General features: G+C 74.2%; 23 protein-coding genes and 1 tRNA gene. 14 read left to right on the forward strand and 10 right to left on the reverse strand.

All coding sequences use genetic code 11. The features are described from left to right. The first annotated feature begins 45 nt into the window (after positions 1-45). The 6 genes from J3P38_RS07295 (at position 46) to J3P38_RS07320 (ending at position 4,740) form a co-directional block, all read left to right on the forward strand. A complete protein-coding gene (locus J3P38_RS07295; protein ID WP_210503118.1) occupies positions 46-807 on the forward strand; it encodes an SGNH/GDSL hydrolase family protein in 762 nt (253 codons plus the stop codon). 42 nt (positions 808-849) lie between these two features. Then, positions 850-925: transfer RNA gene (locus J3P38_RS07300), tRNA-Gly, on the forward strand. 194 nt (positions 926-1,119) lie between these two features. Beyond that, a complete protein-coding gene (locus tag J3P38_RS07305; RefSeq protein WP_210503119.1) occupies positions 1,120-2,358 on the forward strand; it encodes a hypothetical protein in 1,239 nt (412 codons plus the stop codon). 1 nt (position 2,359) lies between these two features. Further along, entirely contained in the window at positions 2,360-3,466 is a 1,107-nt protein-coding gene (locus tag J3P38_RS07310; protein ID WP_210503120.1) for a hypothetical protein, read from the forward strand. 9 nt (positions 3,467-3,475) lie between these two features. Continuing rightward, positions 3,476-4,108, forward strand: coding sequence for a DUF2461 domain-containing protein (locus tag J3P38_RS07315; RefSeq protein WP_210503121.1), 633 nt, complete (start codon positions 3,476-3,478; stop codon positions 4,106-4,108). A 95-nt stretch (positions 4,109-4,203) separates the two neighbouring features. Continuing rightward, on the forward strand, positions 4,204-4,740 hold the full coding sequence (locus J3P38_RS07320) for a hypothetical protein (protein ID WP_210503122.1): 537 nt from the start codon (positions 4,204-4,206) through the stop codon (positions 4,738-4,740). Positions 4,741-4,787: 47 nt separating this feature from the next. Here J3P38_RS07320 and J3P38_RS07325 read toward each other — a convergent pair whose 3' ends face one another. Further along, positions 4,788-5,246, reverse strand: a complete 459-nt coding sequence (locus J3P38_RS07325) for an RrF2 family transcriptional regulator (RefSeq protein WP_210439169.1) — start codon at positions 5,244-5,246, stop codon at positions 4,788-4,790. Positions 5,247-5,375: 129 nt separating this feature from the next. Then, complete coding sequence (locus tag J3P38_RS07330; protein WP_210439170.1) at positions 5,376-6,278, reverse strand: sulfite exporter TauE/SafE family protein; 903 nt, start codon at positions 6,276-6,278, stop codon at positions 5,376-5,378. Between the two features lie 301 nt (positions 6,279-6,579). Between J3P38_RS07330 and J3P38_RS07335 the strand changes: the two genes are divergently transcribed. The 5 genes from J3P38_RS07335 to J3P38_RS07355 all read left to right on the forward strand — a co-directional run bounded on the left by J3P38_RS07335 (position 6,580) and on the right by J3P38_RS07355 (position 12,009). Continuing rightward, positions 6,580-8,454: an acyl-CoA dehydrogenase gene (locus J3P38_RS07335; RefSeq protein WP_210503123.1), complete on the forward strand. Its 1,875-nt coding sequence runs from the start codon at positions 6,580-6,582 to the stop codon at positions 8,452-8,454. A gap of 189 nt (positions 8,455-8,643) precedes the next feature. Then, positions 8,644-9,555: an ABC transporter ATP-binding protein gene (locus J3P38_RS07340; protein WP_210503124.1), complete on the forward strand. Its 912-nt coding sequence runs from the start codon at positions 8,644-8,646 to the stop codon at positions 9,553-9,555. Then, positions 9,552-10,352 carry an ABC transporter permease gene (locus J3P38_RS07345; RefSeq protein ID WP_246855639.1) on the forward strand — a complete coding sequence of 267 codons (801 nt, stop codon included), beginning with the start codon at positions 9,552-9,554 and terminating at the stop codon, positions 10,350-10,352. Before J3P38_RS07340 ends, J3P38_RS07345 begins: the two co-directional genes overlap by 4 nt. Next, complete coding sequence (locus tag J3P38_RS18335; RefSeq protein WP_210503125.1) at positions 10,349-11,407, forward strand: sensor histidine kinase; 1,059 nt, start codon at positions 10,349-10,351, stop codon at positions 11,405-11,407. Before J3P38_RS07345 ends, J3P38_RS18335 begins: the two co-directional genes overlap by 4 nt. Continuing rightward, positions 11,404-12,009 carry a response regulator transcription factor gene (locus tag J3P38_RS07355; protein ID WP_210503126.1) on the forward strand — a complete coding sequence of 202 codons (606 nt, stop codon included), beginning with the start codon at positions 11,404-11,406 and terminating at the stop codon, positions 12,007-12,009. Before J3P38_RS18335 ends, J3P38_RS07355 begins: the two co-directional genes overlap by 4 nt. A gap of 24 nt (positions 12,010-12,033) precedes the next feature. Here the strand turns inward: J3P38_RS07355 and J3P38_RS07360 are convergent, their stop codons facing one another. Continuing rightward, entirely contained in the window at positions 12,034-12,243 is a 210-nt protein-coding gene (locus J3P38_RS07360) for a DUF6458 family protein (RefSeq protein WP_210503127.1), read from the reverse strand. Between the two features lie 155 nt (positions 12,244-12,398). Between J3P38_RS07360 and J3P38_RS07365 the strand changes: the two genes are divergently transcribed. Next, positions 12,399-13,214, forward strand: a complete 816-nt coding sequence (locus J3P38_RS07365) for a maleylpyruvate isomerase family mycothiol-dependent enzyme (RefSeq protein ID WP_210503128.1) — start codon at positions 12,399-12,401, stop codon at positions 13,212-13,214. Next, positions 13,211-14,137, forward strand: coding sequence for an oxidoreductase (locus J3P38_RS07370; protein ID WP_210503129.1), 927 nt, complete (start codon positions 13,211-13,213; stop codon positions 14,135-14,137). The genes J3P38_RS07365 and J3P38_RS07370 overlap by 4 nt, the downstream gene beginning before the upstream one ends. Positions 14,138-14,143: 6 nt before the next feature. Here the strand turns inward: J3P38_RS07370 and J3P38_RS07375 are convergent, their stop codons facing one another. From J3P38_RS07375 to J3P38_RS07390, 4 genes are all read right to left on the reverse strand, one after another. Further along, positions 14,144-15,640, reverse strand: a complete 1,497-nt coding sequence (locus tag J3P38_RS07375; protein WP_210503130.1) for a PQQ-binding-like beta-propeller repeat protein — start codon at positions 15,638-15,640, stop codon at positions 14,144-14,146. 92 nt (positions 15,641-15,732) lie between these two features. Beyond that, positions 15,733-15,984 (reverse strand): hypothetical protein, encoded by a 252-nt coding sequence (locus J3P38_RS07380; protein ID WP_210439179.1) that lies wholly within the window; start codon positions 15,982-15,984, stop codon positions 15,733-15,735. 542 nt (positions 15,985-16,526) lie between these two features. After that, positions 16,527-17,765 carry a fatty acid desaturase family protein gene (locus tag J3P38_RS07385; protein WP_210503131.1) on the reverse strand — a complete coding sequence of 413 codons (1,239 nt, stop codon included), beginning with the start codon at positions 17,763-17,765 and terminating at the stop codon, positions 16,527-16,529. Between the two features lie 40 nt (positions 17,766-17,805). Then, complete coding sequence (locus J3P38_RS07390; RefSeq protein WP_210503132.1) at positions 17,806-18,924, reverse strand: ferredoxin reductase; 1,119 nt, start codon at positions 18,922-18,924, stop codon at positions 17,806-17,808. Between the two features lie 153 nt (positions 18,925-19,077). Here J3P38_RS07390 and J3P38_RS07395 point away from each other — a divergent pair, with 153 nt between their 5' ends. Further along, positions 19,078-20,208 (forward strand): PucR family transcriptional regulator, encoded by a 1,131-nt coding sequence (locus tag J3P38_RS07395; protein WP_246855640.1) that lies wholly within the window; start codon positions 19,078-19,080, stop codon positions 20,206-20,208. Positions 20,209-20,534: 326 nt separating this feature from the next. Here the strand turns inward: J3P38_RS07395 and J3P38_RS07400 are convergent, their stop codons facing one another. From J3P38_RS07400 to J3P38_RS07410, 3 genes are read right to left on the reverse strand one after another with little or no spacing between them, the layout of a single operon-like run. Continuing rightward, positions 20,535-21,215, reverse strand: coding sequence for an alpha/beta fold hydrolase (locus J3P38_RS07400; protein WP_210503133.1), 681 nt, complete (start codon positions 21,213-21,215; stop codon positions 20,535-20,537). A gap of 7 nt (positions 21,216-21,222) precedes the next feature. Then, positions 21,223-22,707, reverse strand: a complete 1,485-nt coding sequence (locus J3P38_RS07405) for an amidohydrolase (protein ID WP_210503134.1) — start codon at positions 22,705-22,707, stop codon at positions 21,223-21,225. 23 nt (positions 22,708-22,730) lie between these two features. Continuing rightward, positions 22,731-23,960: an amidohydrolase family protein gene (locus tag J3P38_RS07410; protein WP_210503135.1), complete on the reverse strand. Its 1,230-nt coding sequence runs from the start codon at positions 23,958-23,960 to the stop codon at positions 22,731-22,733. Positions 23,961-24,034: the final 74 nt, after the last annotated feature.

A 24,034-nucleotide genomic window follows, 5' to 3' on the forward strand; every position in this document is an offset into this window, starting at 1 on the left:
TAGCCCTCGTGCCGGGTCGCGTGGCGCCCTGATCACAATGGACCGGTGACCTTCCACCGCTACGTCGCCCTGGGCGACTCGTTCACCGAGGGCGTCGGCGACCCCGACCCCGCGCGCCCCAACGGCCTGCGCGGCTGGGCCGACCGCGTCGCCGAGGTCCTCGCCCTCCAGACCGACGACTTCGGCTACGCGAACCTCGCCATCCGGGGCCGCAAGCTCGGAGCCATCGTCGCCGAGCAGCTCGAGCCGGCCATCGCGCTGGAGCCCGACCTCGTCACGATCCACGGCGGCGGCAACGACGTGCTCCGACCCCGGGTGGACCTCGATGCGCTCGCGCGGACGTACGACGACGCCGTCGCGCGGCTCGCGGCGACGGGCGCCCGGGTCGTGATGTTCACGCTGTTCGACCCCGGCGCCGGCGGCATCTACGGTCCGGTCCGCGGCCGGATGGCCATCTTCAACGAGTGGGTCCGCGAGATCGCCGACCGGCACGGCGCCACGATCGTGGACATGTGGCGGATGCGCGACGTCGAGATCGACGGCGCGATGGACACCGACCGCATGCACCTCAACCCCTTCGGCCACACCTACATCGCGCGCGCCGTGCTCGAGGCCGTCGGCGTCGAGCACGGCCTGGAGGACGTGGCCATCGAGCCGCTGCCGGTCCTCGGCCGGCGCCAGGCCTGGGCGGCGAACGCCCGGTGGACCCGCGAGTTCCTCGTGCCGTGGGTGCACCGTCGCGTCACCGGCCGCTCCTCCGGCGACATGGTCTCCCCCAAGCGCCCGAGCCTGTCGCGGCTCCGGTAGCCCGGTCCGGTAGCATCGCCCTCGCCGTCTCCGGACGGCACTGCGGATGTAGCTCAGTTGGTAGAGCGCGACCTTCCCAAGGTCGATGTCGCGAGTTCGAGTCTCGTCATCCGCTCCACCTGCTCGACTGCTGCCCACTGCCGCTTGCGGCCGCTCCTCGACGAGCACACCAGCCGTCCGGGTGGCGCGTCCCTCACCTCGCCGGTTCGCTCCGCCGCCCGCCCGTGCGCGCCGGATGGGGGACTTGCTTACTCCTGTGACCAGAGGGGACAGTGGGACGTCCGTCTGACTCGGATCGAAGGTTCCTTCCCCATGCCCGCTCCCCGTTTGCTGCGCCGTTCGGTCGCCCACCGCATCGCCACCGAGGACGGCTCGCGTCCGCTGTGGCGCCACCCCGCCGCCATCGCCCTCGCCGCGCTGGCGCTGGTCCTCGGCACCGGCCGGCTCCTGCCCGACGCCCCGCAGGAGCCGGACCGCGACGACCGCGGCGCCATCGCGCCGGCCGCCACGTCCGCCGCCGCGCCGCGCGCGGTCGCCCGCGGCGGGCTCACCCCCGCGATGCAGGCGGAGATCGACCGCGTGCTGGCCGAGGGTGCCGCGCTCGACCGCGCACAGGGGCGAGCGGCGCTCGCGCGGTCGTCCGTGCGGTGCGCCGTCTTCGAGGGCCAGCGCTACTGCCTCGGCTTCGGGTGGACCGACCAGTCGCGCGAGGACCTCGCGGCGCGCCTGGCGAGCCGTCCGCCGCGCCAGCGCGAGCGCACCGGCGACCTCGACGCCAGGGGCATGCTCGCCCGTGCCGAGCGGCGGACGCCTGCCGCGCGCACCGAGGCCGAGCGCGCCGAGCTCGAGATGGCTGCCCGCTCGGTCGACAAGGTCTGGCTGCTCCGCCACGAGATCCAGGGCGTCCCGCTGCCCGACGGCTTCAGCGAGCGCCACCCCGAGGCCGCGGCCGGCCTCGACGCCCGCGGCGGGTTCGGCGCGTCGTACCCGACCCGGTCGAAGATCCTCACGAGCACGGTGGCCCGCGCCCAGCGCCGGACCTGGTGGTGCGGACCGGCCACGATGCAGGCGATCGGCTGGTCCGCGCAGGGGGAGCGTCGCACGCAGTCCTACTGGGCGCGCCGCCTCGGCACCACCACCGCCGGGACCGCCATCACCGACATCGTCCGACAGGTCAACGAGACGACCGACTACGACGACGAGTCCCACGCCGGGCCCTACGTCGTCCTCGACATCGGCGACTTCACCTTCAAGCAGTGGTACCGCCTGATGATGCGCCACGTGCACGACTACCGGGCCCCGGTGGTGCTGCACCCGGTGCTGCTCAAGCAGTACTACCCCTACCTCGACGACGACGCGAGCGGGCACTTCCAGGTCGGCCGCGGCTTCGACCAGGACCCGGGCGGGAACCGCAGGATCGGCTACTTCGAGCCCTGGGACCAGTCGCGGTTCGACCCCAGCGAGCCGGCCATCGGTCGCGTCCAGTGGCGCAACGCGTACCGGTCCTACCGCGCCAACCTCGACCACTTCCAGCACAACGTCGGGGTCTGAGGTGCGGGCGCGTACGGCGGTCGCACTGGCGCTGCTGCTCGCGCTGGCCGCCTGCGCCGACGGCGACGAGCGGCCCGAGCTGCAGCCGGACGGGCCCTCGCCCACCAGCGAGCCGGCGCAGCCGCCGACCGACGGACCGCAGACCCCCGAGCCGACCCCCGAGCCGACCCCCGAGCCGACCGTCGCGCCGCTCGACTGGCGAGACACCGGCGTCGAGGCCGGCACGAGGTACGTCCGGGGCACGGACTGGGAGGCGGTCGTCGACGCCGGCGGGAGCCGCGTGGAGCTGAGCGCCGGCGACCGCTCCGTCACCGTCGCCGCCGGCCGGGACCGCAGGATCTCCGAGGTCCTGATGAGCGAGGACTGGGCGGTGGTGGTCCGGCAGGACCGGGCCGAGACCGCGCCCAGCCTCGTGGTCGCGGTCGACCTCGCGACCGGCGAACGACGCGACGTCACCACGCCGCCCGCCGCGAGCGGCGGCTCGTGGGCGCTGAGCGGCGGTGACCTCCACTACCCGACGTACGGCGACGACGGGGCGTACTGCCTCGCGACGGCCGCGCTCGCCGACAGCAACGGCGAGGACGGCTGGTGCGCGCCCAGCCGGTCAGGCTTCTCGGGCCTCACCGCGAGCGAGCACGGTGTCGGGCTGATGACCTTCGACGACGCGCGACCGGTCGCCTGCCGCACCGTCAACCTCCTGCAGGCCGGTGTGCCGCAGCCGGTCGAGGGGCCGAGCGACTGCCTCGCCTGGGACGTCGCCGCCACGGCCGACGGCGCGGTGTGGTCGGAGGTCCCCCGGCCCCGCCGGCAGGAGGAGGCGGTCGTCCACGCCGACGCCGACGGCACGGTCGTCGACCTCGGCCCCGGCACCACCGGCACGGTGACGCCCTGCGGCGGCTCCGTCTTCTTCGTCCGCGATCCCCAGTCCGCTGACGAGCCGGCGCGCCTGATGCGCTGGACGCCCGACCACACGCTGGAGGTCGCCTACGAGTCCTCCTCCACGGGCAACGCCTTCCTCGGCGAACCGACCTGCGGCGGCGGCGTGCTCACCGTCGCCTCCTTCGGCGACGAGGGCGACGAGCACGTGTGGGCGCGCGTCATGCCCTAACGTCGCGGCGTGAGCTTCACCGGATTCCCCGTCGCCGCGCTGGACTTCTACGACGACCTCGAGATGGACAACTCGAGGTCGTTCTGGGAGGCCCACCGCCAGGTCTACAAGGACGCCGTCGAGGCACCGATGAAGGCGCTGACCGCCGAGCTCGAGCCCGAGTTCGGTCCGGCGAAGGTCTTCCGTCCCTACCGCGACGTCCGGTTCGCGAAGAACAAGACGCCGTACAAGACGCACCAGGGGGCGTTCGTCGCGGCGGGGCCACGCACCGGGTGGTACGTCGAGATCTCCGCGCGCGGCACCCGGGTAGGCGCCGGCTTCTACGACGCGGACGGCCCCACGCTGGCGGCCATCCGCGCAGCCATCGCCGACGACACCACGGGCACGGCGCTCGACCGGCTGCTGAGGCGGCTCGAGAGGGACGGCTTCGAGGTGGGCGGTGAGCAGCTCAAGACGTCGCCGCGTGGCTACGACGCCGCTCATCCGCGCATCCACCTGCTGCGCCGCAAGCAGCTGTTCGTCGGTCGGTCCTACGGCTTCGAGCCCGACGCCATCGACGCCGGCCTGGTCGACCGGGTCCGCGCCGACTGGACGGCCCTGCGCCCGCTCGTCCGCTGGATCGCCGCGGTCGAGGTCGACTGAGCCGGCGGTCGGCGGCGGCCTGCGGACCGGCGGAGTTCCGCGGGACGACAGCCCGGGTTCACGCGCCCGACGCCCGGCCGCAGCAGGCTGGCGCCATGGCCAAGAGACTGTTCCTGCTCCACCTCGGCCCCGGCGCGGTGGACGTGTCGGCGATGACCGAGGCGCTGGCCCTGGGCGGCGTCACCGTCCCGACGGCCGACTCCGAGGTCTTCGAGCACGCGGAGATCGAGATCCTCCGCTCCCACAAGGCGGCCGGACTCAAGCGCAAGCAGGTCGAGGGCGCCTGGGCACGGGTGTGCCGTCGCGCGCGCAAGACCAGGTCGCACTGCTTCGTCAGCATGCCGGCGCTCTTCACCGCCACGCCCGAGCAGGCCGCGCTGGCCCACGACGCGCTCGCCGAGTTCACCGTCGTGCTCGTGGTGACCAGCGGCTTCACGGTCGAGCCGCCGGCGGCGTGGACCTCGCTGGTGAAGGAGGGGCGCACGCACGTGCTGCCCTCGCGCCTCGACGCCGAGAGACTGGCCGCCCAGGTCGCCCGGATCGCGCTGATCGAGGAGGAGGCGCGCCTCGACAAGCGGCTGGCGAAGCTCGGCCGACGGCGCACGCTCGTCAACCGCAGGCTCGCTGCCTGAGCGCGGACGGCGCCGGTGCCGGCCTCGGCCGGACGGCACGGTGGGCGTCAGTGCGGCTGCCAGGCGTCGTCGTCCTCGGTGAGGGCCGCGACGCCGCTCGGCAGGGTGCCGTCGGCGAGGTCCTGGATGGTGACCTGCTCGAAGACCCCTCGCAGCGAGCTGCGCGCTGCGATCCACACGTGCTGCAGGACCTTCGCCGAGTCGTCGTACTCCACCGCCTCGGGGCGCAGGCCGTAGACCGAGACGAGGGGGCCGTCGACGGCGCGGATCACGTCGGCCACGCTCACGGCCTCGGGCTTGCGGGCGAAGCGCCAGCCGCCCGACTGGCCACGCTGCGACACCACGACGTCGGCGCGACGCAGGTCGGCGAGGATGGCCTGGAGGAAGCCGTGCGGGATCCCCTGCGCCTTGCCGAGCTGCTCGGCGCTCACGGCCGCCCCGTCGCTGCGCACCGCGATCTCGATCAGTGCCCGGAGGGCGTAGTCGGCCTTGGCGGAGACGCGCATATGGCCAGTTTGTCAGATATGTCGGCAGAGTCAGTGCTCTTGGGGGGCGGCGGCCCGGGACGGGCCGAGGCGGCTGCGCGCCGCCGCGCCGGCCGAGGAGAGGCCGGGGCGGCGGCGTGCGACGCGCGATCAGGCGGTGGCGGGCTCCATCTCGGGCTCCTCGAGGCGGGCCGCCCTGGCGGCGCGCTCCTGCTTGACGGCCCACGTGATGGCCGAGATCCACAGCACGAAGACGACCGCAGCGGTCACCGCGACGCCGATGCCCGGCACACCGACGGCCTCGAGCAGGGTCTTGGAGTTGGTCAGGATGATCAGGCCACCGGCGGCGGTGCCGAGGACGCGGGCGGCGAGGTGCTTGACCAGCCACGCGGCGATCGGGGCGGCGACGACGCCACCGGCGAGGAGGGCACCGGCGTACCCCCAGTTGATGCCGGCCGCGCCCAGCCCGAACAGGAAGCCCAGCGAGCCGCCGACGGCGACGACGAACTCCGAGGTGTCGATCGAGCCGACGACCTTGCGGGGCTCGAGGCGGCCGCTGGAGAGCAGCGACGTCGTGCCGACAGGACCCCAGCCGCCGCCACCCACGGCGTCGAGCGTGCCGGCGACGAGGCCCATCGGGGCGAGGAACGCGGCCGACGGGTGGCCCTTGAAGCTCGGTCGGGCGCCGCCGAGGCGCAGGAAGCGGTAGACGACGTAGAAGCCGAGGCTCAGCAGGATGACCGCGACGACGGGCTTGGCGACCGCGGCGTCGAGGTTGGAGAGCAGGGTGGCGCCGAGGAACGCGCCGACGAAGCCGGGCACGGCGAGGATCGACACGGTGCGCCAGTCGACGTTGCCGAGCTTGTGGTGCGAGGCGCCGGAGACCAGCGACGTGCCGATCTCGGAGAAGTGGACGGCGGCGGACGCGGCGGCCGGGGCCACCCCGGCGGCCAGGAGGAGCGTCGAGGACGTCACGCCGTAGGCCATGCCCAGGGATCCGTCGATGAGCTGGGCGATGAGGCCCACGACACCGAGAACGATGAGCTTGCGCATGGGGGTCCTTCCGGGGTTCCTCCGGCGCTCGCGCCGGGTAGTCATGTGACTGCGGTATGTCGCGTCAAAGAGTAGACATACTCTGGGTGATAGACAAAACCGACGAGATGGTCGGCGTGTCCTGCCACCTCGTTTCCGCTTCCTCGGACCCTCGTCGGGAGAAGCCGTGATGCCTCGCCACCGGCGACATCCCCGAGTCCGTGTTGCGCGCACGTCCGCGCCGAGGCATGATTTGTTACCGGCGAGTAGCCGCACCGCCCCTCGCCCCTACGACCGCCCGCACACGGAACAGGTGGAAGCTGTGAGCCACTACAAGACCAACCTCCGCGACATCGAGTTCAACCTCTTCGAGGTGCTCGACCGGGACGCCGTGCTCGGCACCGGCCCGTTCGGCGAGGTCGACGGTGAGAGCGCGCGCGAGATCCTGCGCGAGGTCGAGCGCCTCTCCCGCGAGGACCTCGCGTCGTCCTACGAGGACAGCGACCGCAACCCGCCGGTCTTCGACCCCGCCACGCACACCGCCCCGGTGCCGCCGTCGTTCAAGGCCAGCTACCAGGCGTGGATGGACTCGGAGTTCTGGCGCCTGCAGGTGCTCGAGGAGATGGGGGGCACGCCGGCGCCGTCGTCGCTGATCTGGGCGATCGGCGAGATGGTCCTCGGCGCCAACGCCCCGGTCTGGATGTACGCCGCCGGACCGGCGTTCGCCAACGTCGTGCACCGCAACGGCAACGAGCGCGACAAGCGCATCGCCCAGCACATGGTCGAGCGCCAGTGGGGCTGCACCATGGTCCTCACCGAGCCCGACGCCGGCTCCGACGTCGGCGCCGGCCGCGCGAAGGCCGTCGCCAACGACGACGGCTCGTGGAGCATCACCGGCGTCAAGCGCTTCATCACCAGCGCCACGCACGACATGAGCGAGAACATCATGCACCTCGTGCTCGCGCGCCCCGAGGGTGTCGAGGGCGCCGGCGGTCCGGGGACCAAGGGCCTGTCCCTGTTCTGGATGCCCGAGCACCACTTCGACCACGAGACCGGCGAGCTGACCGGTGAGCGCAACGGCGTCTACGTCACCAACGTCGAGCACAAGATGGGCATCAAGGTGTCCAACACCTGCGAGGTCACCTTCGGCGACCCGCAGGTCGGCGGCGGCGAGCCGGCGCGCGGCTGGTTGCTCGGCGAGGTCCACGACGGCATCGCGCAGATGTTCCAGGTCATCGAGAACGCCCGGATGATGGTCGGCACCAAGGCCATCGCCACGCTGTCCACCGGCTACCTCAACGCGCTGGACTACGCCAAGGAGCGGGTGCAGGGCGCCGACCTCACCCAGGCCGCCGACAAGACCGCGCCGCGCGTGACGATCACCCACCACCCCGACGTACGCCGCTCGCTGATGACGCAGAAGTCCTTCGCGGAGGCCATGCGCGCGCTGGTGCTCTACACCGCCACCTGGCAGGACCAGGTCATGCTCGCCGAGCACGCGGGCACCGCCGACTCCGACGAGGCGCGGCTCGCCGCGGCCGTCAACGACCTGCTGCTCCCGATCGTCAAGGGCTACGGCTCCGAGCGTTCGTGGGTGCTGCTGGGCACCGAGTCGCTGCAGACGTTCGGCGGCTCCGGCTTCCTGCAGGAGTACCCGATCGAGCAGTACGTCCGCGACGCCAAGATCGACACGCTCTACGAGGGCACGACCGCCATCCAGGGCCAGGACTTCTTCTTCCGCAAGATCGTCAAGGACCAGGGCCGTGCCCTGGGCCACCTGGCGAAGGAGATCGAGGCGTTCATCGCCTCGGAGGCCGGCAACGGGCGCCTCAAGAACGAGCGGGCCCTGCTCGCGACCGCGCTCGAGGACGCCAACGCCATCGTCGGTCACATGATCAACGACCTGATGAGCTCGCAGGACGACGTGCGCAACATCTACAAGGTCGGCCTCAACACCTCGCGCCTGCTCATGGCGCTCGGCGACGTGGTCTGCGGGTGGCTGCTGCTGCGCCAGGCCGACGTCGCGCTGGGCAAGCTCGCCGGCGAGGTGTCGGCGAAGGACAAGGCGTTCTACGACGGCAAGGTCGCCGCCGCGCAGTTCTTCGCGCAGACGAACCTGCCGCGGATCAGCGCCGAGCGCGCGATCGCCGAGGGCGCCGACCTCGACCTCATGGACCTCGACGAGTCGGCCTTCTGACGGCCGTCCTTCGGGTAACGCCCTGATCCGGGCACTCCCGCCCCCACCAGTGGGGGCGGGAGTGCGCGTTTGATGGCGTTACCGGGAGCGGGGGGCCGGTGCCGCCGGATGACGGGGATGACAGGTGTCACGGGGAGGTCGTGACACTTCCGTCAGGGACCGGGGGCCGTACGTCGGCAGGCTGGGCGCATGACCTCCCCAGCCGCCGTGCCCGCGATCCGCGCGACGGGGCTGCGCAAGCAGTTCCGCGGCTCCGACCAGAGCACCGTCGTCGCCGTCGACGGCATCGACCTCGTCGTCCAGCCGGGCGAGATCGTCGCGTTCCTCGGCCCCAACGGGGCCGGCAAGACGACGACGGTCGACATGATGCTCGGGCTCACCCGGCCCGACGCCGGCCGCCTGGAGGTCTACGGCACCTCCCCCGGCGAGGCCGTGCGCCGGGGCCTGGTCTCCGCGGTCATGCAGACCGGCGGGCTGCTCAACGACTTCACGGTCGAGGAGACGGCCCGCGCCATCGCGGCCCTGCACGGCCGGACGGACCGGGTCGAGGTGGTCCTCGAGCGTGCCCGGCTCACCGATCTCGCCCGCCGCCGCGTCGAGGCGTGCTCGGGCGGGGAGCAGCAGCGGCTGAAGTTCGCCCTCGCGCTGCTGCCCGACCCGGACCTCGTCATCCTGGACGAGCCCACCACCGGCATGGACGTCGGCGCCCGCCAGGAGTTCTGGCAGGCGATGCGCGCGGACGCCGCCCACGGCCGCACGATCGTGTTCGCCACCCACTACCTCGCCGAGGCCGACGAGTTCGCCGAGCGCACGGTCCTGATGAACCGCGGCCGCATCGTCCACGACGCGGCGACGACCGACGTGCGAGCGGCGTACGGCGGACGCACCGTGACCCTCCGGCCGCCGCCCGCGGTCGAGCGGGCCGACGGCATCGACCCGGCCTGGCTGGCGCAGGTGCGCCGGGTGCTCGAGCCGCTCGGCGTCACCGACGTGGAGGTCTCCGCCCCCAGCCTGGAGGCGGCGTTCCTCGCGCTGACCTCGGGAGCCGGCCACCCCGACCGCCCCGGCCACCGCGACCACCTCGTCGGAGCCACCCGATGACCGCCAGCGCCCTCCGCGCCGCGCGGCCGGCCGCCGACCCACGACCGGTGCCCCGCCCCGCGATGCTGCGCTACGCCCGCCTCGACCTGCGCCGCCAGCTGCGCGACCGGATCGGGATGTTCTTCATCGTCGGGCTGCCGACGTTCATGTACCTCGTCTTCGGCCTCGGGTCGCAGGACCCGGTCGGCAGCGGCAACGTCGCCATGTACGTGATGATCTCGATGGCCTGCTACGGCGCCGTCACCGCGACCACCGGCGTGGCCGGCAGCGCGGCCACCGAGCAGGTGATGGGCTGGGGGCGCCAGCTCGGCCTGACGCCCATGCGCCCGCTCGCGTTCGTCGCGGTCAAGGCGGCGCTGGCGATGGTCGTCGCCGCCCTGCCCGTGGCGCTCATCTTCGCGATCGGCGCGGCCACCGGCGCCCGCGGCGCGTGGTCGGACTGGCTCACCTCGGCCGCCGTCGTCTGGGCGGGGTCCGCGCTCTTCGCGGTCTACGGGCTGGCCGTCTGCCTGGTCTTCCGCGGTCCGAACGCACCCGGGATCGCCTCCGGGATGATCGTGGTGATGGCCTTCCTCGGCAACGTCTTCACGCCCATGAGCGGGTTCATGCTCGACCTCGGCCGGCTGACGCCGCTCTACGGGTACGCCGCCCTCGCGCGGTTCCCGCTCACCGACGGCTGGCTCCCGTCGGGCGTGCGCGACCCCCTGTGGCTGCCGGTCGCTAACGTGCTCGCGTGGACGGTGATCTTCGCGCTGCTGGCGCTGTGGGGCGTACGCCGGAGCCGGGCGCGCACGTGACCACCGACCCGGCCGGGGCCGCGCTGCCCGCGAACCCGTGGGAGAAGTGGGGGTGGGCGTTCGCGTCCGTCTGGCTGTTCTTCCTGGTCTTCCCGATCGTGGCCGTCGCCGAGTCCGCCGTCCCGACCTGGGCCAAGGCGGGCGCGCTGCTGTGCATCGTCGGCTTCGCGGTGGCCAACGTCCTGGGCTACTCGCAGCGGCACAGCACCTGGCTGTCCCTGGGTGCGATGCTGCTGCTGGCCCTCGCCACGGTGCCCGTCATCGGCATCGGGGTCATCTCGTTCACCCCGTACCTCGCGATCCTCTCCGCCCTCGAGCTGCCGGCCCCCGCCTGGAAGTGGGCCGTCGGGTTCTGGGCGGCGGTCCCCCTGCTGTCGCTGCTGGGCATCGACGGCTTCCCGACGGGCTTCTTCCTCATGCTCTGGCCGATCATGATCGGCGGCGTCATGCTGCGCATCTTCGGCGAGCGCGAGCACGCGGCCCACGAGGCGCGCCGCTCGTACGCCGTCGTCGCCGAGCGCGAGCGGGTGGCGCGCGACGTGCACGACGTGCTCGGCCACTCCCTCACCGCGCTCTCGGTGAAGGCCGAGCTCGCGGCGCGCCTGGTCGACCTCGACCCCGAGCGCGCCAAAGCCGAGCTGGAGTCCATCCAGGCCACGGCGCGCCAGGCGCTCGCCGAGGTGCGCGCGACCGTCGGCGGCCTTCGGGCCGGCAACCTGGAGGCCGAGCTCGCGGCGGCGCCCCGGGTGCTGGCCGACGCCGGGATCTCCACGACCGTCGTCGGCGGCATCGCCGACACCGACCCGCGCCACCGCACGCTGCTGGCGTGGGTGCTGCGCGAGTCGGTGACCAACGTCGTGCGCCACGCGCGGGCGCACACGGTCGTCATCGAGCTCGGCCCGCACGGCATCACGGTCACCGACGACGGCACCGGGTGCTCCGGCGCCGAGGGCAACGGCCTGCGCGGGATGCGCGAGCGGGTCGCCGGGGTGGGCGGCACCCTCCACGTCGGCGCGGCCGGGCCGGGCACCCGGGTGGAGGTGGCCCTCCCGTGATCCGGCTCCTGCTGGCCGACGACCAGGCACTCGTCCGCGGGGCGTTGGCCGCCCTGCTCGACCTGGAGTCCGACCTCGAGGTCGTCGCGCAGGTCGGGCGCGGCGACGAGGTGGTCACCGCCGCGCGGGACTCCGGCGCCGAGGTGTGCCTGCTCGACATCGAGATGCCCGGCCTCAACGGCATCGACGCCGCGGCCGCCGTCCGGCGGGAGCTGCCCGGGGTGCGCTCGCTGATCGTCACCACGTTCGGGCGGCCCGGCTACGTGCGGCGGGCGATCGAGGCGGGGGCGTCCGGCTTCGTCGTCAAGGACACCCCCGCCCGCCAGCTGGCCGACGCCGTGCGCCGCGTGCACTCCGGGCTGCGGGTCATCGACCCGGACCTCGCGGCGGAGTCGCTCATCGACGGCCCGAGCCCGCTCACCGGTCGGGAGCGGGAGCTGCTGACGCACGCCCTCGACGGGTCGCCGGTGGCGACGATCGCGGCGCGCGTGCACCTCTCGGAGGGCACGGTGCGCAACCACCTGTCGGCCGCGATCGGCAAGACCGGCGCCACCACCCGCAGCGAGGCGGCCCGGATCGCGCAGGAGCGCGGCTGGCTGTGAGCCGCCGGGAGCCCGTCGGCCCGCTCAGATGTCCCGCCGCTCCTCCACGTGGGTGGTCCGCGCGCGCTGGTTCATCACCAGGGCCAGCACGAGCGAGAGCACGCCCGCGATGACGAGGATCCAGCCGACCGTCGTCGGGTCGACGAACTCCTGCACCGAGGCCGGGAACTCCTTGATGGCGAACAGGAGGATGAGTCCGATGACGAGCAGCAGGATGCCGATTCCGATACCCATGACGACTCCTTTGTCGGGTGGTGCGGCCCGGGTCCGGTCCGGGCCGTCCCGAGCAGGGTAGGCCCGCCCGGCCGGGGATCGGCGTACGTGTGGGTCGGCGCCACCCCGTGCGGGTGCGCGGCGCGGTGACGGCTCCGAGCCCTACGCTCGGCACCATGACCGAACAGGAGCGGCTCGCCGCGCTCGTCGCCGTGTGGTGGGAGGCCGTGGACTCGTTCACGCGCGTGCTCGAGCACGTCGCGGTGGACCAGTGGAGGACTCCCACCGACCTCCCCGGCTGGGACGTGCACGCGGTGGCGGCGCACACCGCCCACCTCGAGGCGCTCCTGGCCGGGCGCGACCACGAGGAGGTCGAGATCGGGCAGGTCCCGCACGCCCGGGGCGTGATGGGCCGGTTCACCGAGCAGGGGGTGGTCGCCCGTCGCACGATGACGCCCGACGCGCTGATCTCCGAGATCCGCGAGTCGACGACCGCTCGGCACACGCGGCTCCTCGCCGACCCGCCGACCGACCCGTCGGCGCCGGCGCCCGGCGTCTTCGGGGCCCTCGGGTGGACCACCGGGCTCCTGCTGCGCAACCGGCCGCTCGACGTGTGGATGCACGAGCAGGACGTCCGCCGCGCGCTCGGGATGCCGGGCAACCTCGACTCGGCGCCGGCGGTCCACAGCGCCGACTACCTGATGGAGAGCCTGCCCTACGTCGTCGCCAAGCGCGCGCAGGCGCCGGCGGGCAGCGTCGTCCGCGTGGAGGTGGCCGGTCACGAGCCGGCGACCGTCGTGGTGGGCGACGACGGCCGCGGGCGCCCCGGCACTGCGGAGGACGGGGAGCCGGCGGTGACCCTGGCGATGGACCGGGAGACCTTCGTGGTGCTGGCCGGTGGTCGGCGGCCGGTGGAGCCGGGCGTCGTCGCGGTGGAGGGTGACGCCGCGCTCGGCGAGCGGGTCCTGGCGTCCATGGGCGTCACGCCGTGAGCGTCGCGTGGACGACCTCCGACATCGGAGACCTCACCGGGCGGACCGCGGTCGTGACCGGCCCGACCCTCGGCGGCCTGGGCTTCCACACCGCGCTCGAGCTGGCCCGCCACGGCGCCCGGGTCACCCTCGCGGGACGGACGCCGGCGAAGCTCGACGGGGCAGCCGAGGCGGTGCGCGCCGACGTGCCGGGCGCCGCGCTGGAGACCCTGGTGGTGGACCTGTCCGACCTCGCCTCGGTGCGGTCGGCCGCCGAGGCGGCGAGGGGTCTCGGCCCGATCGACCTGCTGGTGAACAACGCCGGCATCATGGCCCCTCCCCTCCGCCGGACGGCGGACGGCCTCGAGTCGCAGATGGCGACCAACCACTTCGGACCCTTCCTGCTGACGGGCCTGCTGCTCGAGCAGCTGGTGGCCTCCGGCCAGGGCCGCGTCGTGACCCTCTCCTCGCAGATGCACCGGGTGGCGCGCTCGGCCCCGGTGGGCGACCCGCGGGCGCGGCGGCGCTACCGGCGGTGGCGGGTCTACGGCGAGACCAAGCTCGCCAACCTGCTCTTCACCTTCGAGCTCGACCGCCGGTCGCGGCAGGCGGGGCTGCCCGTCACGGCGCTGGCCGCGCACCCGGGCCTCGCCGGCACCCACCTCGTCGTCAACGGCCAGGTGGGCACCAGCCGGGGGCGCCGCGCGTCGATCCTCGACGCCGCCGTCAAGGCGGTCTCGCAGCCTGCTGCTGCCGGTGCGTGGCCGACGCTCATGGCCGCCACCGCCGACCTGCCGGGCGGGACCTACGTCGGCCCCGGCGGTCCCGCACAGGCGACGGGGCGCCCCCGCGTCGTCGACACGGCGCCTCTCGCCCGGGACGAGGTGGCGCAGCGGCGCCTGTGGGAGACCAGCGAGGCCACGGTCGGGCTCGCGTGGCCGTGAGCGTCGTCAGCTGCGGTCGCGCACCCGGACCAGCCCCGCCGCCGTGCCGACGAACGCGGAGCCGTCCCTGCCGAGGGTGATGCGCGACCCGCCGCTGCGGGCGAGGAGGCCGGTGCCGGTCCGCACTCCCCACATGGCCCGCCCGGAGGACGCGTCGATCGCGGTGAGGTACCACGCGCTGACCCCGGTCAGCGAGGGCCGCTTGGTCCACGCGTAGACCAGGCCGTTCGGGCGGCTGGCCACGGCGCCGGAGCCCGGCGAGACGGCGTCGCTGGTCCAGGCGACGACGCACCCGCCGTCGGCGAGGTCGACCCGGGCGACCCCCGGGGCGGGGGTGAAGCCCAGCAACGTGCGGCGCGGTGACGCGTACCCCCCGTCGTTGGTGACGACGACACCGCCGCCGAGCGCGGCGAGGTCGCTGCCGGTCGAGCCGCCGTCGTCGAAGACCGGCTGGCGGCACAGCTCGCGGCCGTCGTCGCGGGCGAGGAAGAGGACGCCCAGCCGGTCGTCCGCCTCGTCGGTGATCGCCACGGCCCCGCCGTCGAGGAGGACCGGGGCGGAGCCGCTGGAGCCGGTGTACGCCGTGCGCCAGACGGGCTGCGGCGTGCCGTCCTCGGCGGCGACCAGGCGGTGCAGCGCCTCGTCGGTGACGACGTACGCGCCGGCCTCGTCCGTGGCGATGCCGCGACGGACCTGCTCGCCCAGGTCGGCGACGCCCACCTGCCCGCTCGCCGGGTCGAGGGTGCCGACGAGCCCGGCGCGCGTCGCCCACCAGACCCGACCGGACCATCCCGGGGCGAGCGCCACCAGGCAGTCGCCGTAGGGCACGTAGGGCTTGAGGTCCCAGGTGGCGTCGGGCGCGAGGTCCGGCTCGCCCTTGCTCGCGGTGCGCACGGCCAGCACCTGCCGGTCGCCGGCGGCGACGACGGCCCGGTCGGCCGCGTCGAGGTAGACCACGTCGCCGGGGCAGGCGGAGTCCTCGGGGCGTTCGGGCAGCTCGTGCGTGGCCGTCGGCCGCAGGGAGTCGGGGTCCACGACCCGCAGGCTCTGGCCTCCGCGTCCGGTGCAGAGCGCGACGAGGCGGTCGGCCGAGGTCACCTCGAGCCGGCCGCACCGCTCGAGGCCGTACCAGGCGGTGGCGACCTCGGGCTGGCGCCCGAGCGGGCCGGGCCGGTCCGCGGGGTCCTCCGCGGCGAGGTGGGGGTTGCGCGTCGGCGCTGCGGCGACCGGACTCGGCACGGCCGGGCGGCCGACGTAGGACGGACCGGCCCACACCCCCGGCGCCGGCGGGATCGGGAGCCAGCCGTCGGGCACCGCCATGACGGCGGCTGCGAGGAGGGCGGCGGCGCCCGCCAGCCGGGCGGCGCCGCGGCGGCTGACGTACGCGCGGTCGCGGGCCCACCAGCGGACGCGGGGGACGCAGAGCGCCGCGGCGGCGACGAGCAGGACGACCGGCCCCCAGGCGAGCCAGAGCAGCAGGAGCGCGCCGACCAGCCAGACCACCGGGCGACTGTAGGCGAGGCGCGACCCCGCTCAGCGGAGGCGCATCGGGGCCGCTCGCGACGCGTGCGTCACACGACGCCGTGCCGCTCCGGTCAGTCGGCGCTCGCGCGGGGCCGTGGCGCGGTGACGGTGAGCTCGGCGAAGGTGCCCAGTCCCCCGCCGCCGCGCAGGAAGACGCGCGCGCGGCGAGGCCTCAGCACGCGCGAGGGCGGCGCGTCGTCGGCCGGTGCGTCGTCGTGCCCCGCGCCGGTCCTCGGCCGGGCGACCAGCGACCCGCGGAACTGCTCGAGCGAGGTGATGCGCGCGCTCAGGTCGATCGACCCGTCGCCCGTGTGGTTCTTCATCGTCGGGCTCCTCTCGTCCCCACGCGGCGGGCCCCACGGACCGCCTGGACGCAGACTAGGAGCGGATGCGGGGACGCAGCCCCGGCTGCGAGAAGCCTGCGGGAAGTCTGCGGAAGACGGTCCAGACCAGCCGGGTCCTTCCCTGGTCCCGCGCGGGCCCGCGGGCCGCACGTCCGGGAGACGGCAGAGGGCCGGACGCCGGCGTGGACCCCTCCCACGCGGACGTCCGGCCCGGTGACGGACCGGCGGCTCCTGCGCTGCCGGTCTCGCGTACCTCAGCCGGCCTGCGCGCGCGCCACGGACCCCACGTCCGCAGCGGCACGCGGCCGTGGCAGTGACGGCCGCGCCACCTCGGGGCGGGCGTCGTGCGCCGGCTCCCCCACGGAGCCGATGCGGATCATCGGGACGCTCCCGACGTGCCTGCCGTGCTCGTGCTCATCGCTGTCTCCCCGTGTCGGATGCTCACGACTGGAAGGATGCGCGCGAGGCGGTCCTGATACATCCGTGTTTTCACGGAGGTCCAGACCGCTGGCCGATCGGAGTCAGGCGGCCTTGGCCCGCGCCTCGCTCTCGAGCTTGCGGCCGAGCAGGCGGCGCGTACGACGGTCGCCCGTGGCCATCTTGTAGAGGATGCCGAGCTGCTGGGGCACGTTCTTCTTGTTCGTCGTGGCGAGCCAGCCGTTGGGCAGGGAGAGCCGGATGACCTTGTGCCAGGCCGAGGCGACCTGCGGGACCAGCGGCCGCGCGCAGTAGGTGAGGTCGTACTTGTCGAACAGCGCCTGCACCTTGGGGGCGATCTCGGCGTAGCGGTTGGACGGCAGGTCGGGGAAGAGGTGGTGCTCGATCTGGTGCGACAGGTTGCCGGTCATCAGGTGGAGGAACTTCGAGCCGGAGATGTTGGCGCTGCCGAGCATCTGGCGCACATACCACTCGCCCTTCGTCTCGCCCTCGATCGAGCGCTTCTCGAAGGTCTCCACGCCCTCGGGGAAGTGACCGCAGAGGATGACCGAGTTGGACCACAGGTTGCGCACGACGTTGGCGGTGAAGTTCGCCGCGAGCGTCGGGAGGAACGAGCCGGTCGGGATCGACAGCGCCGGGTGCACGACGTAGTCCTTGGTGGCCTGGCGGCGGATCTTGCCCAGCACCTGCTTGGCGCGGCGACGGAACTCCGGGTCCTTGGTCTGCTTCTTGGCGATGACCGCACCGAGCTCGAGGTCGTAGGCCGCGATGCCGTACTCGAAGAACACGGCGTTGATGAAGCACCACAGGGGCTGGCCCAGGTGCGCCGGCGTCCAGGTCTGGTCCTCGTCGACGCGCATGATGCCGTAGCCGAGGTCGTTGTCCTTGCCGATGACGTTGGTGTAGGTGTGGTGGAGCTCGTTGTGGCTGTGCTTCCACTGCTCGGCCGGCGAGGCCATGTCCCACTCCCAGGTGCTGGAGTGGATCTTCGGGTCGCGCATCCAGTCCCACTGGCCGTGGAGGATGTTGTGGCCGATCTCCATGTTGTCGAGGATCTTGGAGATGCTCAGGCCCAGGGTGCCGAGCACCCATGCGGGCGGGAAGGCGCTGAAGAGCAGCACCGCGCGCGAGCCGAGCTCGATCTTGCGCTGGGTGTCGATGACGCGCCGGATGTACGCCGCGTCGCTCGCGCCGCGGGTGTCGATGACCTCCTGGCGGATCGCGTCGAGCTCGTAGCCGATCTGCTCGATGTCGGCCTCGGTGAGGTGCGCGATGGGGTTGGACTGGCCGGGGAGCGCGGCCTTCTTCTGGATGGTCGTCATGGCGATCTCCTGGGGGGTGTCGGGGAGGTCGGGCGTCTGGTCAGTGGTCGATGTGGCAGGGGCCGGCGGCGGCGTTGATGCAGGTCTGCACCTTGAGGTCGCCGGTCTCGCCGGGGACGGCGGTGGTGATGGCGCCGTTGCGCAGGTCGCGGACGCTGCCCTCGCGGAGCGGGATCACGCAGCCCATGCAGATGCCCATGCGACAGCCGCTGGGCATGAGCATCCCGGCCTCCTCGGCCGCGTCGAGGATCGGCGTCGCGCCGTCGAGCTCGAGGGTGGTGCCCGAGGTGAAGGTGATGGTGCCGCCCTCGCCCGGCTCGACCCGCGCGGTGCGGAACTGCTCGGTGGTCAGGCTGAGCCCGGCGGCCTCGTGGTGCGCGGCGAGCGCGTCGAGCAGACCGGCCGGCCCGCACGCCAGGGTCGCCCGCTCGGCGATGTCGGGCACGAGGTCGCCGAGCCGGTCGACGTCGAGGACGCCGTGCTGGTCGTCGTACCGCGCCACGAGCCGGATCGCCCCCGCGGCGTCGAGGGCCTCGAGGTCGCGGATGAAGATCGAGTCGGGGTGGCTGGGCGCCACGTGGACGACGACGATGTCGTGGTCGGCGCTGCGTGCCGGGCGCAGCACGCCCTCGTCGGTGCTCGGGAAGAGGTTGCGGAGCATGCCGATGACCGGCGTGATGCCGGACCCGGCGGTCACCATGAGGACCTTGCCGCCCTCGGGCGGCAGGACGAACTCGCCGGCCGCCTGCTCGAGGTGCACGAGGGTGCCGGGGCGGGCCTCGCGCACGAGGTGGTTGCTCACCATGCCGTCGGGCACGGCCTTGACGGTGATGGAGATGCGGCCGTCGCGGCGCGGGCCGTGGGTGAGGGAGTAGGCGCGCCACTGGCGCACCCCGTCGACGTCGATGCCGATGCGGAGGTACTGGCCCGGCACGTGGCCGGCCCAGTCGGCGCCGGGACGGATCACGATGGTGGCGGCGTCGGCGGTCTCGGGGATGACCTGCTCGATGCGCCCGCGCAGGTCGGCCCCCGAGCGGAGCGGGGCGAAGATGTCGAGGAAGTCGGCCGGCAGGTAGGGGGTCGTGGCAGCCTCGGCGACGCGGACCAGGTGGTCGCGCATGCGGCTGCCGCGCACCGGCGGCTCGAGAGTCGTGCTCATGACACCAATCTCCCCGAACCGGACGCCGCATTCATGGTCTCGGCACGTGAATCGGGCCTAGACTCTTGTTCGTCACGAACAAAACCGACCACAGGAGACGCGATGCCCAGTCGTGACGTGCGCCCGGCCACACAATTGCCCACCGTTGTCGCGTTGGAGGCGCAGGTGGCCGAGGCGTTGCGCGCGCAGCTGGCCGAGGTCGCCGACCGCGCCGTCCTCACCATCATCGACGAGGTGCCCAGCTATGCCGGCGCGTTGAGCGGCCGGATGGGCGAGGTGATCCGCAACGCGGTGCAGCTCGCTCTCGGCGGGTTCCTGACGCTGGCCACCCGCCAGCACGGCAACGCCCCCAAGGCGCCGGCGATCGAGGGCGCCTACCAGCTCGGCCGCGGCGAGGCGCGCAGCGGCCGGACCGTCGAGGCCCTGCTCGCCGCCTACCGCGTCGGTGCCCGGGTGGCGTGGCGCGACATGGCCGACGCAGCGGTGGGGGCGGGCATCGCTCCCGCCCAGCTGGCCCGCTTCGCCGAGCTCGTGTTCGCCTACATCGACGAGCTCTCCGCCGCCTCGGTCGCGGGGCACACCGACGAGCTGGAGAGCAGCGGGCGGGTGCGCCAGCGCAACCTCGAGCGCCTCGCCCGCGCCCTGCTCACCGGCGCGCCGGCCGATGCCGTCAACGCCGCGGCCGAACGCGCCGACTGGGTGCCGCCCGGCGCCCTGACGGCGGTGGTGCTGCCGGAGTCGCAGGTGTCCCACGCCCTGACCGCGCTCGACCCGCTCACCCTCCAGCCCACCGACGACGTGGCCGGCCTCCCCGACGGCCACGCACTGCTGCTCGTCCCGACCACCGGGTCGGCCACCGCCCGTCGCACGCTGCTGCAGTCGCTGCGCGGCACCGACGCGGTCGTGGGCCCGGGTGTGCCCTGGCTGGAGGCCGCGGCGTCGTACCGCCGGACGCTGCGGTGCGCGGCGCTCGGCCTGGACGGCCTGGTCGACTCCGACGACCACCTCGCCGCGCTCGTGCTGTCCGCCGACCCCTCGGCCCGCGAGGACCTCCGCGCCCGCGTGCTGGCACCGCTGGCGGACCTGCGGCCCGCCACCGCCGAGAAGCTCACCGACACGCTGCGCAGCTGGCTGCTCCACCACGGGCGCCGGGAGGCGGTCGCCGAGGAGCTGTTCGTGCACGCGCAGACCGTCCGCTACCGGGTCGGGCAGCTGCGCGAGGTCTACGGCGACCGGCTCGAGGACCCGGCGTTCGTGCTCGACGCGACCCTGGCGCTGGCGTGAGCGGTGCGTGGAGCAGGTTCTGCTGCTCGCAAACCTGCGTCACGCACCGCCGTACGACCTCCGCCCGGCCCAGCGGTGCGTGAGGCAGCTTCTGCCGCTCGAAAACCTGCGTCACGCACCGCCGCTCCCGCCGAGCCCCGCTCAGCGGTGCGTGAGGCAGCTTCTGCAGCCGGAAAACCTGCGTCACGCACCGCCGCTTGCGCAGAGCCCGGCTCAGCGGTGCGTGAAGCAGCTTCTGCGCTCGGAAACCTGCGTCACGCACCGCCGCTCGCGCAGAGCCCCGCTCAGCGGTGCGTGAGGCAGCTTCTGCAGCCGGAGAACCTGCGTCACGCACCGCTCGCGCGGAGCCACGACGCGACGGCGTCCGACAGCAGGTCGGGGTGGGTGAGGGGCACCATGTGCCCGCCGCGCGCAAGGGTCACGGCGCGCGACCCGTCGGGCGCGAGGGAGGCGAGGTGGCCCGACCAGTCCTCGGGGCAGATGCGGTCGTGCCGTCCGCGCACCACCAGGACGGGGCACGTCAGCGACCGGAGGTCGGCACGGACGTCCTCGCGACGGGCGGCCTCCATCGCCCGGGCCATCCACCCGAGCCCGGTCCGCGAGTAGCTGCGGGCCAGGACCGGGACCTGGTGCGGGCGCTCCCACGCCGCCGTGCGCAGCCAGCGCGCGGCCAGGCGGGGCCAGGAGGCGGCGCGGGGGTCGGTCGTCGGGCCGACGAGGACGAGCGCGGAGACGCTCCCGGGTGCCAGCGCGGCCGCCCGGGTGACGACCTGGCAGGAGGCGGAGTGCCCGAGCAGCACGGCGCGCTCGGGGAGCTCCGCGACGAGCCGCTCCGCGAGGGCGCGCGGGCGGAGGTCGTCGCCTACGTCCGGGCGCAGTCCGTAGCCGGGCAGCGGGCGCAGCGTCGTACGCCGAGCGCCGACGCGCCGGCCGATCGCGTCACCGGCGGCTCGCCACTCGGCGGCCTCCAGACCGAGTCCGGGGACGCACAGCAGCTCGACGGGCATCTCGGGCTCAGTCGCGCGCGTACGCCGTCGCCCCGGCGACCCAGGTCGCCGCGACGTGCTCCGCGAAGGACCTCAGCCGCAGGGCGTGGTCGCGGTCGGACCCGCCGTCGAGCGGGTCGGCGTCCAGCAGGACGAGGTCGGCGGGGTGGCCGACGGACACCGTGCCGCGGCCGTCGGTCGAGGCGGCGAGCGCCTCGCGGGCGGTGATCGACTGCTCGGGGTGCCACGGCTCGCGGTCGCCCGCGGAACGGTGGACGGCGCAGGCCACGGCCAGCCACGGGTCGAGCGGCGAGACCGGGGCGTCGGAGCCCAGCACGACCTCGACCCCCTCGTCGAGCATCCAGCGCAGCGGGAAGCAGCGCTCGGCGCGACCCGGCCAGAGCCGCTCGGTGACGTCGCGGTCGTCGAGCAGGTGCGCCGGCTGCACGCTGGCACGGACGCCGAGCCGCGCCATCCGGCGTACGTCGTCGCGGGTCGTGAGCTGCACGTGCTCGATCCCGCCACGAGCGCCGGTCCCCTCGAAGGCGGCGAGCGCCTCGGTCACCGCGCGGTCCCCGATGGCGTGCACGGCGACCTGGAGTCCTCCTGCGGCGGCGCGCGCCAGGAGGGTGCGCAGCTCCTCGGGCGTCTGGTTGGGCTGGCCCTCCTCGAAGCCGGGCACGGCCTTCTCGGCGTAGGGCTCGCAGCACCAGGCCGTCCGGGTGTTGAGCGAGCCGTCGCTGATGATCTTCAGCGGTCCCATCGTCAGGCGCGGGTCGTCGCCGAGCGGGTCGCCGGTGCGCAGCCCGCGCGCGAGCACGTCGTCGAGCCCGTCGGCGTAGCAGGCGTGCCGGACGCGGATGAGGTCCGCGCCGCCCGACCACCGCGCGAGCCAGTCGGCGACGCCGCCGCTGAACTCGAGGTCGGCCACCCCGACCACCCCCTGCGCGGCGGCCGCCTCCATCGAGCGGCGGTAGGCGTCGGGGCCGGTGCCGTCGGTGCCGAGGACGCCGGCCAGCCGGCCGTAGGCCATGAACCACTCCGCCTCGCTCACCACGCTCTCGCGGATCGGCAGTGCCAGGGCGTGCAGCGCGACGGTGTTGAGCCAGCCGTGGTGGCCGTCGCCGGCGATGAGCACGATCGGCTGGTCGGTCGCGATCGCGTCGAGGTCGGACACCACGGGGTTGTCGGGCCAGGCGGTCGGCCGGTGGCCCCAACCGATGACGGGCAGGTCGGGCCACTGAGCGAGCCGCTCGCGCACGAGCGCCACCGCCTCGGCGCTGGACCGGGCGGAGCCGAGGTCGAGCCGCGCGGACGCCAGCGTCCACTGCCCGAGGTGGACGTGCTGGTCCCAGAGGCCGGGCATGAGCCAGCGCCCGCCGGCGTCGTGGACGGCCTCGTCGCCCGCGAGCCCCGGGCCGACCTCGACGACGCGACCGTCGTCGACCCGTACGTCGACGAGCCGCGGCACGGCGTCGGTGAGGGCCACCAGGCGGGTGTTGCGGATCAGCACGGGACCACCGTAGGAGGTGCCCGTCACCGCATGACGGCGACCCCGCCCACCCAGACCGCGGACGGCCGGGACAGCGCGGTGACGTCCGCCGCGACGTCGCCGTCCACCACGAGGAGGTCGGCGAGCCGGCCCGCCGCCAGGCGTCCGGCTTCCACCCCGCAGTCCGCGGCGGCGACCGACGTCGCCGTGGCGAGCGCCTCGTCGACCGGCCAGCCGCCGCGGACCAGCTCGGCCACGGAGCGCCACAGGTGCCCGTGCGGCTTGGCGGGCATCGCCCCCGCGTCGAGGCCGGACACCACGCGGATGCCGTGCTCGCGCAGCCGCAGCGAGCCGGCCGCGACCCGGGCGAAGTGCTCGTCGCGGTCGGAGATGCCGAGCCGCTCGAGCATCTGCAGGATGTGCGGCGGCATCGCGGACACGGGCGGGAACCGCGAGGGGTCGTTGCCCAGGGTCGGGCAGACCGTCACGTCCGCTGCGGCGACCCGGTCGAGGAGCGCCTCGGGCGCGTGGGCGCCACCGGGCGCCAGGCAGGTGAAGTGCTCGATCCCGTCGACACCGGCCGCGAGGGCGACCTCCGCACCGACGACCGAGTGGCTGTGGGCGACGACCCGCAGGCCCGCGGCGTGGACGCGGTCGACCAGGCAGCGCAGGTGGGCGGCCTCGAACTGGGCACCGAGCTGGTCGCTGCCGGGCGTCAGGAAGCCGCCGCTCGCCATCACCTTCACCAGGTCGACACCGTGCTCGACCCGCTCCGCGACCGCCCGGTCCAGCGCACCGGGGTCGTGGACGTCGACGGCGCCGCCGAGGAACCAGCAGTGCCCCTGCGGGGTCGTCACCGGCGGCCCGGCCGCCACCACGCGCGGCAGGCCCTCGGCGTGGCGACCGCGGTGGGACAGCGCCCGGTACGCCACGTCGCCGAGGTCGCGCACGGTCGTCACACCGGCGGCCACCTGCTCGCGGAGGCTGGCGACGACGACCGCGTCGACGGCGTCGGCGGCCGCCCCGCCGGCCCACTCCAGGCTCCCCGGTGTACCGGGGAAGGAGCCGGACCCGACGAGGTGGACGTGGCAGTCGACGAGCCCGGGCAGGAGCGTCCCCGCGACGTCGGTCACGGGCACGTCCCCGGGCAGGGCGAACGACGCGTCCTCCACACCCACGACGCGCTCGCCCTCGACCACGACCGTCGCACCGCCCGGCCGGAACCGCGCCCCGTCGAAGGCACGGCCCACCCGGAGTGCCCACCGCGACCGCATCCCCCGATGGTGCGCCCACCGGCGCAGCGGCGCACCCGTCGTCGTCCGTGGACCAGACCATCCGGGCGGACTGA

This window comes from Nocardioides xinjiangensis (genome assembly GCF_017916455.1).
GTDB classification, from domain to species: domain Bacteria; phylum Actinomycetota; class Actinomycetes; order Propionibacteriales; family Nocardioidaceae; genus Nocardioides; species Nocardioides xinjiangensis.

Bases quoted from the DNA above. Each gene is read 5' to 3' on its own strand.
- J3P38_RS07360 (WP_210503127.1), bottom strand. From the start codon at position 12,243: ATGGGTATCGGAATCGGCATCCTGCTGCTCGTCATCGGACTCATCCTC.
- J3P38_RS07390 (WP_210503132.1), bottom strand. From the start codon at position 18,924: ATGAGCACGACTCTCGAGCCGCCGGTGCGCGGCAGCCGCATGCGCGAC.
- J3P38_RS07400 (WP_210503133.1), bottom strand. From the start codon at position 21,215: ATGCCCGTCGAGCTGCTGTGCGTCCCCGGACTCGGTCTGGAGGCCGCC.
- J3P38_RS07320 (WP_210503122.1), top strand. From the start codon at position 4,204: ATGGCCAAGAGACTGTTCCTGCTCCACCTCGGCCCCGGCGCGGTGGAC.
- J3P38_RS07325 (WP_210439169.1), bottom strand. From the start codon at position 5,246: ATGCGCGTCTCCGCCAAGGCCGACTACGCCCTCCGGGCACTGATCGAG.
- J3P38_RS07330 (WP_210439170.1), bottom strand. From the start codon at position 6,278: ATGCGCAAGCTCATCGTTCTCGGTGTCGTGGGCCTCATCGCCCAGCTC.
- J3P38_RS07365 (WP_210503128.1), top strand. From the start codon at position 12,399: ATGACCGAACAGGAGCGGCTCGCCGCGCTCGTCGCCGTGTGGTGGGAG.
- J3P38_RS07380 (WP_210439179.1), bottom strand. From the start codon at position 15,984: ATGAAGAACCACACGGGCGACGGGTCGATCGACCTGAGCGCGCGCATC.
- J3P38_RS07385 (WP_210503131.1), bottom strand. From the start codon at position 17,765: ATGACGACCATCCAGAAGAAGGCCGCGCTCCCCGGCCAGTCCAACCCC.
- J3P38_RS07410 (WP_210503135.1), bottom strand. From the start codon at position 23,960: ATGCGGTCGCGGTGGGCACTCCGGGTGGGCCGTGCCTTCGACGGGGCG.
- J3P38_RS07305 (WP_210503119.1), top strand. From the start codon at position 1,120: ATGCCCGCTCCCCGTTTGCTGCGCCGTTCGGTCGCCCACCGCATCGCC.
- J3P38_RS07340 (WP_210503124.1), top strand. From the start codon at position 8,644: ATGACCTCCCCAGCCGCCGTGCCCGCGATCCGCGCGACGGGGCTGCGC.
- J3P38_RS07345 (WP_246855639.1), top strand. From the start codon at position 9,552: ATGACCGCCAGCGCCCTCCGCGCCGCGCGGCCGGCCGCCGACCCACGA.